At 75.0% G+C, this 13,094-nt stretch carries 12 protein-coding genes; 5 read left to right on the top strand and 7 right to left on the bottom strand.

Annotated features, from left to right (window positions below):
• The first annotated feature begins 6 nt into the window (after positions 1-6).
• The 5 genes from trpM (at position 7) to lgt (ending at position 4,772) form a co-directional block, all read left to right on the top strand.
• Positions 7-252: a tryptophan biosynthesis modulator TrpM gene (gene trpM, locus OG309_RS09750; protein WP_329419795.1), complete on the top strand. Its 246-nt coding sequence runs from the start codon at positions 7-9 to the stop codon at positions 250-252.
• A 400-nt stretch (positions 253-652) separates the two neighbouring features.
• Positions 653-1,900 carry a tryptophan synthase subunit beta gene (gene trpB, locus OG309_RS09745; RefSeq protein WP_329419794.1) on the top strand — a complete coding sequence of 416 codons (1,248 nt, stop codon included), beginning with the start codon at positions 653-655 and terminating at the stop codon, positions 1,898-1,900.
• Positions 1,897-2,715 carry a tryptophan synthase subunit alpha gene (gene trpA, locus OG309_RS09740; RefSeq protein ID WP_329419793.1) on the top strand — a complete coding sequence of 273 codons (819 nt, stop codon included), beginning with the start codon at positions 1,897-1,899 and terminating at the stop codon, positions 2,713-2,715. The genes trpB and trpA overlap by 4 nt, the downstream gene beginning before the upstream one ends.
• A gap of 64 nt (positions 2,716-2,779) precedes the next feature.
• A complete protein-coding gene (locus tag OG309_RS09735; RefSeq protein ID WP_329419791.1) occupies positions 2,780-3,610 on the top strand; it encodes a DsbA family protein in 831 nt (276 codons plus the stop codon).
• An 82-nt stretch (positions 3,611-3,692) separates the two neighbouring features.
• On the top strand, positions 3,693-4,772 hold the full coding sequence (lgt, locus tag OG309_RS09730) for a prolipoprotein diacylglyceryl transferase (RefSeq protein ID WP_329419790.1): 1,080 nt from the start codon (positions 3,693-3,695) through the stop codon (positions 4,770-4,772).
• A gap of 84 nt (positions 4,773-4,856) precedes the next feature.
• Here lgt and OG309_RS09725 read toward each other — a convergent pair whose 3' ends face one another.
• The 7 genes from OG309_RS09725 to OG309_RS09695 are packed head-to-tail and all read right to left on the bottom strand — an operon-like array spanning position 4,857 to position 12,910.
• On the bottom strand, positions 4,857-5,744 hold the full coding sequence (locus OG309_RS09725; RefSeq protein ID WP_329419789.1) for an HpcH/HpaI aldolase/citrate lyase family protein: 888 nt from the start codon (positions 5,742-5,744) through the stop codon (positions 4,857-4,859).
• Positions 5,741-6,961: a CaiB/BaiF CoA transferase family protein gene (locus tag OG309_RS09720; protein ID WP_329419787.1), complete on the bottom strand. Its 1,221-nt coding sequence runs from the start codon at positions 6,959-6,961 to the stop codon at positions 5,741-5,743. The genes OG309_RS09725 and OG309_RS09720 overlap by 4 nt, the downstream gene beginning before the upstream one ends.
• Entirely contained in the window at positions 6,958-7,869 is a 912-nt protein-coding gene (gene rbsK, locus OG309_RS09715; RefSeq protein ID WP_329419786.1) for a ribokinase, read from the bottom strand. The genes OG309_RS09720 and rbsK overlap by 4 nt, the downstream gene beginning before the upstream one ends.
• The gene (locus OG309_RS09710; protein ID WP_329419784.1) at positions 7,866-9,428 is read right to left on the bottom strand and encodes an ADP-ribosylglycohydrolase family protein; all 1,563 of its coding nucleotides are present in this window, start codon (positions 9,426-9,428) and stop codon (positions 7,866-7,868) included. Before OG309_RS09710 ends, rbsK begins: the two co-directional genes overlap by 4 nt.
• Positions 9,425-10,576 carry an ADP-ribosylglycohydrolase family protein gene (locus OG309_RS09705; RefSeq protein WP_329419782.1) on the bottom strand — a complete coding sequence of 384 codons (1,152 nt, stop codon included), beginning with the start codon at positions 10,574-10,576 and terminating at the stop codon, positions 9,425-9,427. The genes OG309_RS09710 and OG309_RS09705 overlap by 4 nt, the downstream gene beginning before the upstream one ends.
• On the bottom strand, positions 10,557-11,915 hold the full coding sequence (locus OG309_RS09700) for an ADP-ribosylglycohydrolase family protein (protein WP_329419780.1): 1,359 nt from the start codon (positions 11,913-11,915) through the stop codon (positions 10,557-10,559). Before OG309_RS09700 ends, OG309_RS09705 begins: the two co-directional genes overlap by 20 nt.
• Positions 11,912-12,910 (bottom strand): ADP-ribosylglycohydrolase family protein, encoded by a 999-nt coding sequence (locus OG309_RS09695; protein ID WP_329419779.1) that lies wholly within the window; start codon positions 12,908-12,910, stop codon positions 11,912-11,914. The genes OG309_RS09700 and OG309_RS09695 overlap by 4 nt, the downstream gene beginning before the upstream one ends.
• Positions 12,911-13,094: the final 184 nt, after the last annotated feature.

Raw genomic sequence — 13,094 nt, 5'->3', positions numbered from 1 at the left:
TCCGCCATGACCGTCCGACGCGCCACGCCGACCCCGCCAGAGGTCCCGTCGGCGCGCCGTACCCTGCTCCGCACCGCCGCCGCTCCCGCCCACGCCCCGCTGGCCCGGGGCTGCCGGCCGCGCGGCTGCCGCGCACCCGCCCGCCGTGTCCACGGCCGCCGGGTCCGGTACGTGATCGGCGACGAGCCCGGCCAGGTCAACGGCATGCGATGGCGCCCGCGCCTCGCGCGCACCATCACCATCCACACGTAACCCCGCCCTTCCGGCTGCGCCCGCGCCGGCCGCCGTCTCGCCGTAGCCCTCCCCGCCCACCTCCGTGTGGGCACCCGTCCCGCAGGGCGGGACGGGTGGGCACACGCGGCGGCGCCCATTGCGGCGCCTCCGCTCCCAGTGCCTCGACCCGCACCCCTGGTGCGGCGCACCGGGGGTGGGTGTTCAGGCGCGGAAGCCTGGGCCCGGCGAGGGGCGCCGTCCGTTCTGCCCACCCGTTCCGCCCAGCGGAACGATTGCCCCCAACGGGCGGGGCGCGAGCCCACGAACGGGGCGGGCGGGAGCCCGTCGGCGAGGGCGGCGTGTGGGAGGGGGTCGCGCGCATACCGTGACCATCATCAGCACGCGTACCCGGGGCACCCGCCCCGCGAGGAGCAACCGCATGTCCAGCGAGTTCTTCATTCCCGACCCGGAGGGTCGGATCCCCTCTCCCGAGGGCTACTTCGGCGCCTACGGCGGCAAGTTCATCCCCGAGGCCCTCGTCGCCGCCGTCGACGAGGTCGCGGTCGAGTACGACAAGGCCAAGGCCGACCCCGAGTTCGCCCGCGAGCTCAACGACCTGATGGTCAACTACACCGGCCGCCCCAGCGCCCTCACGGAGGTCCCGCGCTTCGCCGAGCACGCCGGCGGCGCCCGCGTCTTCCTCAAGCGCGAGGACCTCAACCACACCGGCTCGCACAAGATCAACAACGTGCTCGGGCAGGCCCTGCTCACCAAGCGCATGGGCAAGACCCGCGTGATCGCCGAGACCGGCGCCGGCCAGCACGGCGTGGCCACGGCCACCGCCTGCGCCCTGTTCGGCCTCGACTGCACCATCTACATGGGCGAGATCGACACCCAGCGCCAGGCCCTCAACGTGGCCCGCATGCGCATGCTCGGCGCCGAGGTCATCGCCGTGAAGTCCGGCAGCCGCACCCTCAAGGACGCCATCAACGAGGCGTTCCGCGACTGGGTCGCGAACGTCGACAACACGCACTACCTCTTCGGCACCGTCGCCGGACCGCACCCCTTCCCGGCCATGGTCCGCGACTTCCACCGCGTCATCGGCGTCGAGGCCCGCCGCCAGATCCTGGAGCGCGCCGGCCGCCTGCCCGACGCGGCCGTCGCCTGCGTCGGCGGCGGATCCAACGCCATCGGGCTCTTCCACGCCTTCGTCCCGGACGCCTCCGTCCGGCTGATCGGCTGCGAGCCGGCCGGCCACGGCGTCGAGACCGGCGAGCACGCCGCCACCCTGACCGCGGGCGAGCCCGGCATCCTGCACGGCTCCCGCTCCTACGTCCTCCAGGACGACGAGGGCCAGATCACCGAGCCGTACTCGATCTCCGCCGGACTCGACTACCCCGGCATCGGCCCCGAGCACGCCTACCTCAAGGACAGCGGCCGAGGCGAGTACCGCGCCGTCACCGACGACGCCGCCATGCAGGCCCTGCGCCTGCTCTCCCGCACCGAGGGCATCATCCCGGCCATCGAGTCGGCGCACGCCCTCGCCGGGGCGCTGGAGATCGGCAAGGAGCTCGGCAAGGACGCCCTGCTCCTCGTCAACCTCTCCGGGCGCGGCGACAAGGACATGGACACCGCGGCCCGCTACTTCGGGCTGTACGACAACGGAGCCGAGGGGGGCGCCAAGTGACCGGGAACGTTCAGCTGCTCAGCGACACCCTGGCCAAGGCCAGGTCGGAGAACCGGGCCGCGCTCATCGCCTACCTCCCGGCCGGGTTCCCGACCGTGGACGGCGGCATCGCCGCCATCAAGGCGGTCTTCGACGGCGGCGCCGACGTCGTCGAGGTCGGGCTGCCGCACAGCGACCCGGTCCTCGACGGCCCGGTCATCCAGACCGCCGACGACATCGCCCTGCGCGGCGGCGTCAAGATCGTCGACGTCATGCGCACGGTGAAGGAGGCCCACGAGGCCACCGGCAAGCCGGTCCTCGTCATGACCTACTGGAACCCGATCGACCGCTACGGCGTCGAGCGCTTCACCGAGGAGCTCGCCGCGGCCGGCGGCGCGGGCTGCATCCTGCCCGACCTGCCGGTCCAGGAGTCCGCCCTCTGGCGCGAGCACGCCGACAAGCACGGTCTCGCGACCGTCTTCGTCGTCGCGCCCAGCAGCAGGGACGAGCGGCTCGCCACGATCACCGCGGCCGGCTCCGGCTTCGTCTACGCGGCCTCCCTCATGGGCGTCACCGGCACCCGCGAGTCGGTCGGCACGCAGGCCTCCGACCTCGTCCGCCGCACCCGGGCCACCTCCGACCTGCCCGTCTGCGTCGGACTCGGCGTCTCGAACGCGCAGCAGGCGAAGGAGGTCGCCGCCTTCGCCGACGGCGTCATCGTCGGCTCCGCCTTCGTGCAGCGGATCCTCGACGCCGACGGCGACGAGGGCGCCGGACTCGACGCCGTAAGGGAACTGGCGGCCGAACTCGCCGAAGGCGTGCGCCGCACCCCGTAACCCATACGGGTGGATTCCGGACCGGGGAGGCACGGTGGTGCCTCCCCGGTTCGTTGCTGTGGGCGTGAGCGAGAAGAACAATGGCGGTACCCAGAGCGCGCGGGAGCGCCTCCAGCAGCAGCGGCAGCGTGACAAGGCCCGCGAGAAGCAGCGGCGCGTCCTCATCGTGTCGGCCGCGGTCGTCGGCGTCCTCGGCCTGGCCGCGGTCGTCGGAGTGATCGCCGCCAACAGCGGCGGCAAGGACAGCTCCGACAAGGCCGGCCCCGTGGTCGCCCCCACCGGGGCCATCGGCGGCGACAAGCCGGCCATCCCCCAGGGCAGGCCGGACGCCCCGTCCACGCTCGCGATCTGGGAGGACTTCCGCTGCCCGGCCTGCGCCCAGTTCGAGAACTTCTTCCGGGACACCGTCCACGAGCTGGAGGCCTCGGGCGCGGTCAAGGCCGAGTACCACCTCGCCACCCTCATCGACGGGAACATGGGCGGCAGCGGCTCCCTGCGCGCCGCCAACGCGGCGGCCTGCGCCCAGGACGCCGGAAAGTTCACGCAGTACCACGACGTGCTCTACATCAACCAGCCGCAGGAGACCGACGACGCCTACGCGAAGAACGGCAAGCTCATCGAGCTCGCCGCGAAGGTCCCCGGTCTCGACACCCCCGCCTTCCGCAGCTGCGTGGAGGACGGCACGCACGACGCCTGGGTGAAGAAGTCGAACGACGCCTTCCGCGCCAGCGAGTTCACCGGCACCCCGTCCGTCCTGCTCAACGGCGAATCGATCTTCCCGTCGAAGGGGAACGAGCAGATCTCCCCGGAGAACCTGAAGAAGTGGGTCGCCGAGGCCAACAAGGGCAAGAAGCCCGGCACGGCCTCCCCGGCCGCCGGATCCGCCACCCGCTGACCTCGTCCGTCACGGTAGTTACGGAGAAGTTGCCGGGCTGGCTGCCGCACGGCCCGCCCGGCAGGGTAGCGTCGGACCTGCCATGGACCTTGCCTACATTCCCAGCCCGTCGACCGGCGTGATCCACCTCGGACCGATCCCGCTGCGCGGCTATGCCTTCTGCATCATCATCGGTGTCTTCGTCGCCGTCTGGCTCGGCAACAAGCGCTGGATCGCCCGGGGCGGCACCGCCGGCACCGTCGCCGACATCGCCGTCTGGGCCGTGCCCTTCGGCCTCGTCGGCGGCCGGCTCTACCACGTGATCACCGACTACCAGCTGTACTTCAGCGAGGGTGAGAACTGGGTCGACGCCTTCAAGATCTGGGAGGGCGGCCTCGGTATCTGGGGCGCCATCGCGCTCGGCGCCGTCGGCGCCTGGATCGGCTGCCGCCGCCGCGGCATCCCGCTCCCGGCGTACGCGGACGCCATCGCGCCCGGCATCGCCCTCGCCCAGGCCATCGGACGCTGGGGCAACTGGTTCAACCAGGAGCTCTACGGCAAGCCGACCGACCTGCCCTGGGCGCTGAAGATCACCGCGGGCCCCAACCGCGAGGCCGGCCTCTACCACCCGACCTTCCTCTACGAGTCGCTGTGGTGCGTCGGCGTCGCGCTCCTGGTCATCTGGGCCGACCGCCGCTTCAAGCTGGGCCACGGCCGCGCCTTCGCGCTGTACGTCGCGGCGTACTGCGCGGGCCGCGTCTGGACCGAGTACCTGCGCGTCGACGAGGCCCACCACATCCTCGGCCTGCGGCTGAACGTGTGGACGGCGATCATCGTCTTCGTCCTCGCGGTCGTCTACATCGTGATCTCGGCGAAGATCCGCCCGGGCCGCGAGGAGATCGTGGAGCCGAAGGCGAACAAGACCGAGAAGAGCGACCAGGCCGACCAGGCCGACGCCACGGAGCAGGGCGACGACGTCGTCGGCGAGAAGGCGGACGGCGGCGACAAGGCCCCCGACGCCGACTCCGGCTCGGACGAGGCGCCGGCGAAGGACGCCGCCGCCGACGGGGCTCCGCAGGGCAAGACGGGCAGGACCACGGAGGACGAGCCCTCCGACGCCCCGGCCGAGGACGCCGCCGCGAAGGACGGCGTGGACAACGGGGCCGGCGCGGGCGGGCGCTGACCCGGCCGACCGACCGACACGGCGAAGGGCCGTCGGGACCATCCGGTCCCGGCGGCCCTTCCGCGTCGTCGGCCCCCCCGCCCGTCAGGCCGTACGGGCCGCGAGGGTGAGGACGCGGCGGGCGCCCTCGACCACGGCCGCGTCCACGAAGCGTCCGTCGGGAAGGGCGAGCGCCCCTTCCTCGGTCTCCGCCGCCTTCACGACCTCCTCGGCCGCGGCGACCTCGCCGGGCGTGGGCAGGTAGGCCCGGGCGATGACGGGGAGCTGGCGGGGATGGATCGCGGCCCTGCCGAGGAAGCCCATGGCACGGCCCCGCGCACATCCCGCGGCGAGCGCGTTCAGGTCGCGGACGTCCGGGTGCACCGACTGGACCGGGGGAGGGAGCGCGGCCGCGCGGGCGGCGACCACGACCCGGCTGCGCGGCCAGTCGAGGCCGCTGTCCTCCCGTACGCCCAGATCGGCGCGCAGGTCCGCCTCGCCGAGGGCGATGCCGTGGACCGAGGGGTGCGCGGCGGCGATGGCGTAGGCGTGCTCCACGGCCAGGGCGTTCTCCAGAAGCGGGTAGATCGGGAGGCCCTGGGCGAGCTCGACGATCCGCTGGATGTCAGTGGGGTGTGTCACCTTGGGAACACGGAGAGCGACGATCCCGGGGAGGGGTGCCAGTGCGGGGATGTCACGGGGGGAGTGGATGCGGACGTGGATCGGTACGGGGTGGGGTTCGGCGAGCAGCTCGGCGGTGGCGGCCAGGGCATAGGCCCTGCGGTCCGGGGCCACCGCGTCCTCCAGGTCCACGATGACGACGTCGGCCCCGGAGGCGAGGGCCTTGCGGACCACGGACGGGCGGTCGCCGGGGGCGTAGAGCCAGGTGAGGGGGACGGGCGGGGCGTCGCGCCCGAGGCGACCGGGCCGGCCCGCGAGACCCGCCGGCCCGGCCGGGACGGTGAGTCCGCCGTGCCCGGCGGGGCCCGTCATACGGCTCCCTCCTCGCGCAGGGCGTCGATCTCGGCGTCGGTGAGGCCCAGCTCGGTGAGGAGTTCGGTGGTGTCGGCGCCGTGGCCGCGTCCGGCCCAGCGGATTCCGCCGGGGGTCTCGGAGAGCCGGAAGAGGACGTTCTGCATGCGGAGCGGGCCGAGCTCGGGGTCCGGGACCTCGGTGACGGTGCCGAGCGCCTGGAACTGGGGGTCGGCGAGCACGTCCCGGACGTCGTAGACCGGGGCGATGGCGGCCTCCGCCTTCTCGAACGCGGCCATGGCCTCGTCGCGGGTGTGGCGGGCGATCCACGAGCCGACGGCCTCGTCGAGGAGCTCCGCGTGCGCGGCCCGGCCGGTGCCGTCGGCGAACCAGGGCTCGTCGATCAGCTCCGGGCGGCCGACGAGGCGCAGCACGCGTTCGGCGATGGACTGGGCGGAGGTGGAGACGGCGACCCAGGAGCCGTCGGCGGTCCGGTAGGTGTTGCGCGGGGCGTTGTTGCGGGAGCGGTTGCCGGTGCGGGGCTGGACGTAGCCGAGCTGGTCGTACCAGAGGGGGTGGGGTCCGATGACGGAGAGCATCGGTTCGATGATGGCCATGTCGACGACCTGGCCGCGGCCCGTGGTGGCCCTGGCGGTGAGCGCCGTCATCACCGCGTACGCGGTGGCGAGGGCGGCGATCGAGTCGGCGAGGCCGAAGGGCGGCAGGGTCGGCGGGCCGTCGGGTTCGCCGGTGATGGCGGCGAAGCCGCTCATGGCCTCGGCGAGGGTGCCGAAGCCGGGCCGGTGGGCGTACGGGCCGAACTGGCCGAAGCCGGTGACCCGGGCGAGCACGAGGCGCGGGTTGACGGTGGACAGCTCGTCCCAGCCGAGGTCCCAGCGCTCCAGGGTGCCGGGGCGGAAGTTCTCCACGATCACGTCGGCGTCGGTGGCGAGCCGCAGCAGGGTGTCGCGGCCGCCGGGGGTGGACAGGTCGAGGGTCATCGTCCGCTTGTTGCGGCCGAGGACCTTCCACCACAGGCCGACGCCGTCCTTCGCCGGGCCGTGGCCGCGCGAGGGGTCGGGCCGCCGGGGGTGCTCGACCTTGATCACGTCGGCGCCGAAGTCGCCGAGCATCATCGCGGCGAGCGGACCGGCGAAGAGGGTGGCGAGGTCGAGGACGCGCAGTCCGCGCAGGGGCGGGGCGGGAGCGGTGGTGGCGTGCGGGTCGGCGGCGGTCATGTGCGGTCGGCCTCCGGTTCGCCGGCCGCCGCCTCGATCTCGGAGCGGTACGGCATCGAGGTGGACGCGCCCGGGCGCTGGACGGAGAGCGCGGCGGCGGCCGACGCCCAGGCGAGCGCCTCCGGTGCGGGCCGGCCCTCGGTGAGGGCGACGGCCAGCGTGCCGACGAAGGTGTCGCCGGCGGCGGTGGTGTCCACCGCCCGGACGCGGGGCGCGGGCACGGTGACCGGCTCGGCGCCGCGCGTGGCGTACAGGCAGCCGGTGGCGCCGAGGGTGATCACCACCTCCGGGACGAACCGCAGCAGGGCCTGCGCGGCGGCGTGCGGCTCGGTGTGACCGGTGAGGGCGGCGGCCTCGTGCTCGTTGGGTACCAACAGGTCCGTCGCGGCGAGGAGTTCGGCGGGCAGGGCCCGGGCCGGGGCGGGCGTGAGGACGGTGCGCACGCCGAGGCCGCGGGCGGTGCGGGCGCCCTCGACGACGACGGGGAGGGGGAGTTCGAGCTGGAGGAGCAGGGCGTCGGCGGTGCCGATCAGGGCCTCGTCGCCGTGGCTCAGGGAGGTGACGGTGCCGTTGGCGCCGGGGACGACGACGATCGCGTTGCCGCCCTCGTCGTCGACGACGATGTGCGCGGTGCCGGAGGGGCCCTCGACGGTGCGCAGCAGGTCGGTGTCGACGCCGCTGTGTTCGAGCGCCGACCGGAGCCGGGCGCCGAAGTCGTCGGCGCCGACCGCGCCGATCATCGACACCTCGGCACCGGCCCGGGCGGCGGCGACGGCCTGGTTGGCGCCCTTGCCGCCGGGGACGGTGCGGAACTCGCGGCCGGTCACGGTCTCGCCGCGGGCGGGGGCCCTGGGCACATAGGCCACGAGGTCCATGTTCGTGCTGCCGAGCACGACGATGCTGGTCATGGGCGTACGGCCTCCGAGTGCGTCAGTGCGGCCAGGGTGTCGAAGCCGATGCCGTCGAAGGACGGCACCGAGGTGGAGAGGCGGTTCTCGAGGGGGGAGGTCCAGTGGGCGGGGAGCCGGTCCGGGTGGCCGGCGAGCAGACCGGCGACGGAGCCGGCCGTGGCGCCGTTGGAGTCGGTGTCCCAGCCGCCCGAGACGGCCGCGCAGACGGAGCGCGTGAAGTCGCCGTCGGCGTGGGTGAGGGCGGCGGCGAGCAGCGCGGCGTTGGGGACGGCATGCACCCAGTGATACCCGCCGTACTGGGCGTGGAGCCGGTCCACGACCGAGTCGAAGGCGTGGGGCGTCCGGGCGCCGCGGGCGGCGGCGATGCCGTACCGGACCGCCTCGGCCAGCCGCGACTCCGGTGGTACGACGGCCAGTCCGGACGCCAGGGACGCGTGCACGTCGGCGGTGCCGGTGGCGGCGGTGGCGAGGGTGGCGGCGACGAACAGGGCGCCGTAGACGCCGTTGCCGGTGTGGCTGAGCACCGCGTCCCGGTACGCCTGGCGGGCTGCGGCGGCCGGGTCACCCGGGTGGGTCCAGCCGTGCACGTCGGCGCGGATCTGGGCGCCGATCCACTCCCGGAACGGGTTGCGGCGGACGGCGGTCAGCGGGGGTTCGACGCCGTCGAGCAGATTGCGGTAGGCGATCCGCTCGGCGGTGAACGTACGGCCGGCCGGCAGTTCGTCGAGCCAGAGCCGGGCGACGTCGGCGGTGCTGAACTCCCGGCCGTGGCGGCGGAGCAGGAGCAGCGCCAGGAGCGGGTAGTCGAGGTCGTCGTCCTCGGGCATCCCGGCGATGTTCTCGGCGAGGGAGGTGGGGGCGGAGCGCCGGTTCCAGGGGTGCGCGGCGAGCAGGGCGGCGGGTACGCCGCGGGCGGTGAACCAGTCGGCGAGCGGCCAGTTGCCGGTGGCGCGGGCGAGGGCCCGGATCGCGTCCAGGGGCAGCTTCTCCACGGGCTTGCCGAGCAGACAGCCGACGGCCCGGCCGAGCCAGGCGGCGTGCAGACGGGAGAGCAGGGCGCCGTCGGGCGAGTCCGGCGGCGGCACCGGGCGGGGCCGCCCGTCGGACTCTCCCGCGCCGCTCGCACCTTCCGCGCCGCTCGCACCTCCCGCACTGCCCAGCCGGTCCGGCCGGGCGGTCCGGTCCGGCCGCGCGGGCCAGTCCGGGCAGGCCGCCACGATGGCGGCGAGGGCGGTCGGTTCGCGGGTGGCCAGGGGGGAGGGGAGCGCGGCCAGGGCGTCCAGGATCTCCTCGGCCAAGGGGCGTAGTCCGGGGCGGGTGCCGGGGGACGCCCCGGAGGTCCGTGGGGCCGGGGGGCCGCCGGCCGCGTACCAGCGGGCGGCGAGTTCCGTGGCGTCGCGCCCGTCCTCCGCGGCCTGGCGCAGCTCGTGCCCGACCAGGTCCTCGGGCTGCACCCAGGTCAGCCGCAGCGGGGCGGCGGCCGCGCCGGACGGGTCCGCCGCCGGTCCGGCGGGTGCACGGGTCCGGGCCGGTGCCCCGGCTTCGGCGGTCGTCATCGGGCCGGGCCCGTCAGGGCCGCGTAGGCCGACTCGTGGGCGCGGCGGCGGGCGGTGTCGCGGGTGTGGATCTCACGGGAGACCGCGGCCAGGGCGGTCGCCGGGGCGTGCAGGTCGAGACGGCTGGCCTCCGCCACCCGCTTCGCCCACTCCGCGGGGACCACCGCCTCGCCGCCGAGGGCGCCGCTGATCGCGCCCGCCATCGTGGCGATCGAGTCGCAGTCCCGCCCGTAGTTGACCGCACCCAGCACCGTCCGCCGGTAGTCGCCCGCGCCGACGAGCAGCATCCCGAGGGCGACGGGCAGTTCCTCGATCGCGTGGACCCGGGAAGGGCGGCGGGCGTCGAGGGAGGGGGCGCGGTAGTCGGGGCCGACGGAGTCGTACGGGGCGACCGCACGGCGCAGCGGATCGAGTGCGGACTCGAAGTCCCGGTAGGCGTCGGCCACTTCGGCGACCGCGTGGATCGCCGCGCGGGTGCCGTCCTTGGCGAGCGCCAGCGCCGCGTCGACGACCGAGCGCGGGGTGGCGCCCGGGACGCAGGCCGCGGCGACCGCCGCCGCGAAGACGCCGGCCGCCTCCCGGCCGTACGAGGACTGGTGGGCGCCGGCCAGGTCGAGCGCCTCGGCGTAGGCTCCCGCCGGGTTCGCCGCGTTCACCAGGCCGACCGGGGCCATGTACATCGCCGCGCCGCAGTTGACGATGTTGCCGGTGCCGGCCTCGCGCGGGTCGGCGTGGGCGTAGTGGAGCCGGGTCACGATCCACTTCTCGGCGAGGAACACCCGCTGGAGGGGGAGGGCCTCCGCCTCCAGCTCGGGGATCCACACGGGGCGGCCCATGAGTTCGGGGACCAGGTGCTCGGCGACGGCGTACGCGTCGAGGTGGTCGCGGACCTTCACGTACACCCTGATCAGGGCGTGGGTCATCAAGGTGTCGTCGGTGACGTGCCCGTCGCCCTTGTGGTACGGCGCGAGGGGGCGCGCCGTGCGCCAGGCCTCGCCGTTCCAGGGGCCGACGATGCCGGTGACGCGGCCGCCGTGGCGTTCCAGGATCTGGGCGGGCGTGTAGCCCTCGACGGGGCCGCCGAGGGCGTCGCCGACGGCGGCACCGATGAGGCTGCCGGTGATCCGGTCATCCAGAGTGGGTGTCATGTCGGAATTGTCCACCCGGGTCGGCCGGTTCCGTGGCTCCGAGGAGACCGGCGAGTTCCACCAGGTCGGTGCCCGCGAGCCGGGGCAGCGCGCAGCCCGCGAGCGTGCGGCAGGCCTCCCGCCAGGTCGCCGGGACCGAACCGCCGCCGCCCAGCGCGCCGGTGAGCGCGCCCACGAGCGCGGGGGCCGAGTCGGCGACCCGCGACAGACAGGCCGCGGCCGGTACGGCGACGGCGATCTCGCCGCGCGCGGCGACGGTCAGCGCGAGGGCGACCGGCACGGTCTCGGCGGCGGCGATGCCGTAGCTGTACACGTGGTCGACGATCCGGTGCTCCAGGAGCGGCACGAGCTCGAACGCGGAGGCCGCGGTGCGGGCCAGCTCCACGGCGTACCGGCCGTTGCGGCCGATCTCGGTGGCGGGCGGCAGCTGTGCCAGGGCCGCCGCCACGGCCTCGTCGGGCGTGGCCCCGCCGACGGCGGCCGCCGTGGCCGCGGCCATCGCCCGGGCGCCGTGCACGCCGTCGCCGTCCTGCGTGTAGCGGGCGTCGAACTCGGCGAGTTCGGCGGCGGCGGCCGGGTCGCCGGGGTGCACCAGGGCGAGTACGGCGGCGCGTACGCAGGCCGCGTCGTCGAAGTAGTGCGGGTTGTCGTGGCCGGTGGCGGGCGGGCGGAGACCGGCGGCGAGGTTGCCGAGCCCGGCCCGGACCGAGATCCGGGCGCGGAGGGGAAGGACGGCGGACTCGACCTCGGGGGCGCGGTCGGCGGCGGCTGCGACCTGGCTGGCGAGCGCGTTCCAGGCCATGTCGACGGCGGCGCGCAGCCGGCGCTCGGGCGGCAGGGAGGCGAAGAGCGGGCCCGCGGACGCGAGCAGGGCCTCGGCGGTGAACACCGCCCATTCGGCGTCGTCGGAGGGGCCGAGGCGGAGGGGCTCGGGGGGCTGGTTGAGGGCGATGGGGACGGGGAGGGTGGTCGTCGCGTTCTGTTCGGCGAAGGTGTCGAGTTCGCGGGTGAGACGACGGGTCCATTCGGGCATGCGGGAGGCGCGGTGCCGGGCGGCCGGCCAGCCGGCGGCGTCGCCCGCGGCCAGGCCCAGGAGGAGGCCCTCGACGGTGTCGCGGCGCGTCGCCCTGGCGCGGGACGCGGGGCTCCGGGTGCCCAGCACGGGGGCGCGTCGTGCGCGGCGGCGTACGGGGGGCGGGTTCTCGGGAGCGGGGTCCGGGGCGGCGTGGCCCGCCGCCGCCCTGTCCCCCGGGGCTGCCGCCCTGTCCCCCGGGGCCGTCGGCCTGTTCCCCGGGGCCGCCGGCCTGTCTCCGGCTGCCAGCGTCGTGTCACCACTCATAGGGCGTCCTCCTCCGGTGTCAGCAAGTCCGCGATGTCCAGCACGTGGTACCCCCGCATCGACGGCAGGCAGCTGCCGGTGACCGGGCTGATGGCGGTGGACCATTCCTCCGGGACGGCGGCGAGGCCGCCCGACGCGCCGGCCAGGGCGCCTGCCACGGCAGCCGTCGTGTCGGCGTCGCGGCCCATGTTGACGGCGGTCAGGACCGCGGTGCGGAAGTCGCCGCGGGCGGCGGCGAAGGCGCCGAAGGCGAGGGCGACGGCCTCGGGGGCCAGGTCCGTCCAGGGGTAGCCGCCGATGACGACCGCCGAGCGGACCGTGCGCTCGCGGGTCAGCGGGTCGGGCTGGACGCGCTGCGCCGCGACCACCGCGCGCCGCATCGAACGGGCCGTCCAGGAGTCCATCGGGACGACGGACAGGGCCGCCGCGATCACCGAGGTGACCGAGGCGCCGCCCATCGCCGCCGCGACGCCCGCGGCGACGGCCTGGCCGCCGTAGATGCCCTCGCCCTCGTGGCTGACGCTCCCGTCGATGGCGACCAGGCGGGCCGCCTCGGCGGGGCGGCCCGCCGCGAAGACCCCGAAGGGTGCGGCCCGCATGGCGAGACCGTCGCTCCAGGCGTGCCGGTGCTGGGCGGAGATGGGGGCGGCCAGGCCCCGGCGCAGGTTCTCCAGGGTGCCGCGCTCGGAGAAGCCGGCGCCGCGGAACGGGCCCTCGTCGAGGTCGGCGATCCAGTGGTGCCAGGCCCGTTCCACGTGGGCGACGGTCAGCGCCGAGCCGTGCCGGGCGAGCAGCAGGCCGGAGAAGATGGCGTACTCGGTGTCGTCCGTGCCCGCGGGGCGGTCCGTCACGAAGCCCTCGATCCGGCCCCACCGGCGCCGGATCTCCGAGGGGCGCAGGTTCTCGGCGGGCGCGCCGAGCGCGTCGCCCACCGCGAGTCCGAGCAGCGCGCCCCTCGCGCGCTCCCGGATGTCACACACCGTCTCGCCGATCATGTTCGCTCCCCTCTCGCGCTCGCCCGAATGCCTGCCACGCGAGGGGGTCCGACCCTCCAAGGAAACGTTTCTGTCACCCGGGTGACAGCAGGTCAGGCAGGGTTGCCTCAGTAAAGCGAGCCTTAGTAAGTACGGCCTGCCTTGCTGGCGCGACCCTTACATCGGGCGTATTTTCGATGATGTC

The organism is Streptomyces sp. NBC_01268, from assembly GCF_036240795.1.
Classification (GTDB): domain Bacteria; phylum Actinomycetota; class Actinomycetes; order Streptomycetales; family Streptomycetaceae; genus Streptomyces.
This window is presented reverse-complemented; position numbering and strand designations above follow the sequence as displayed.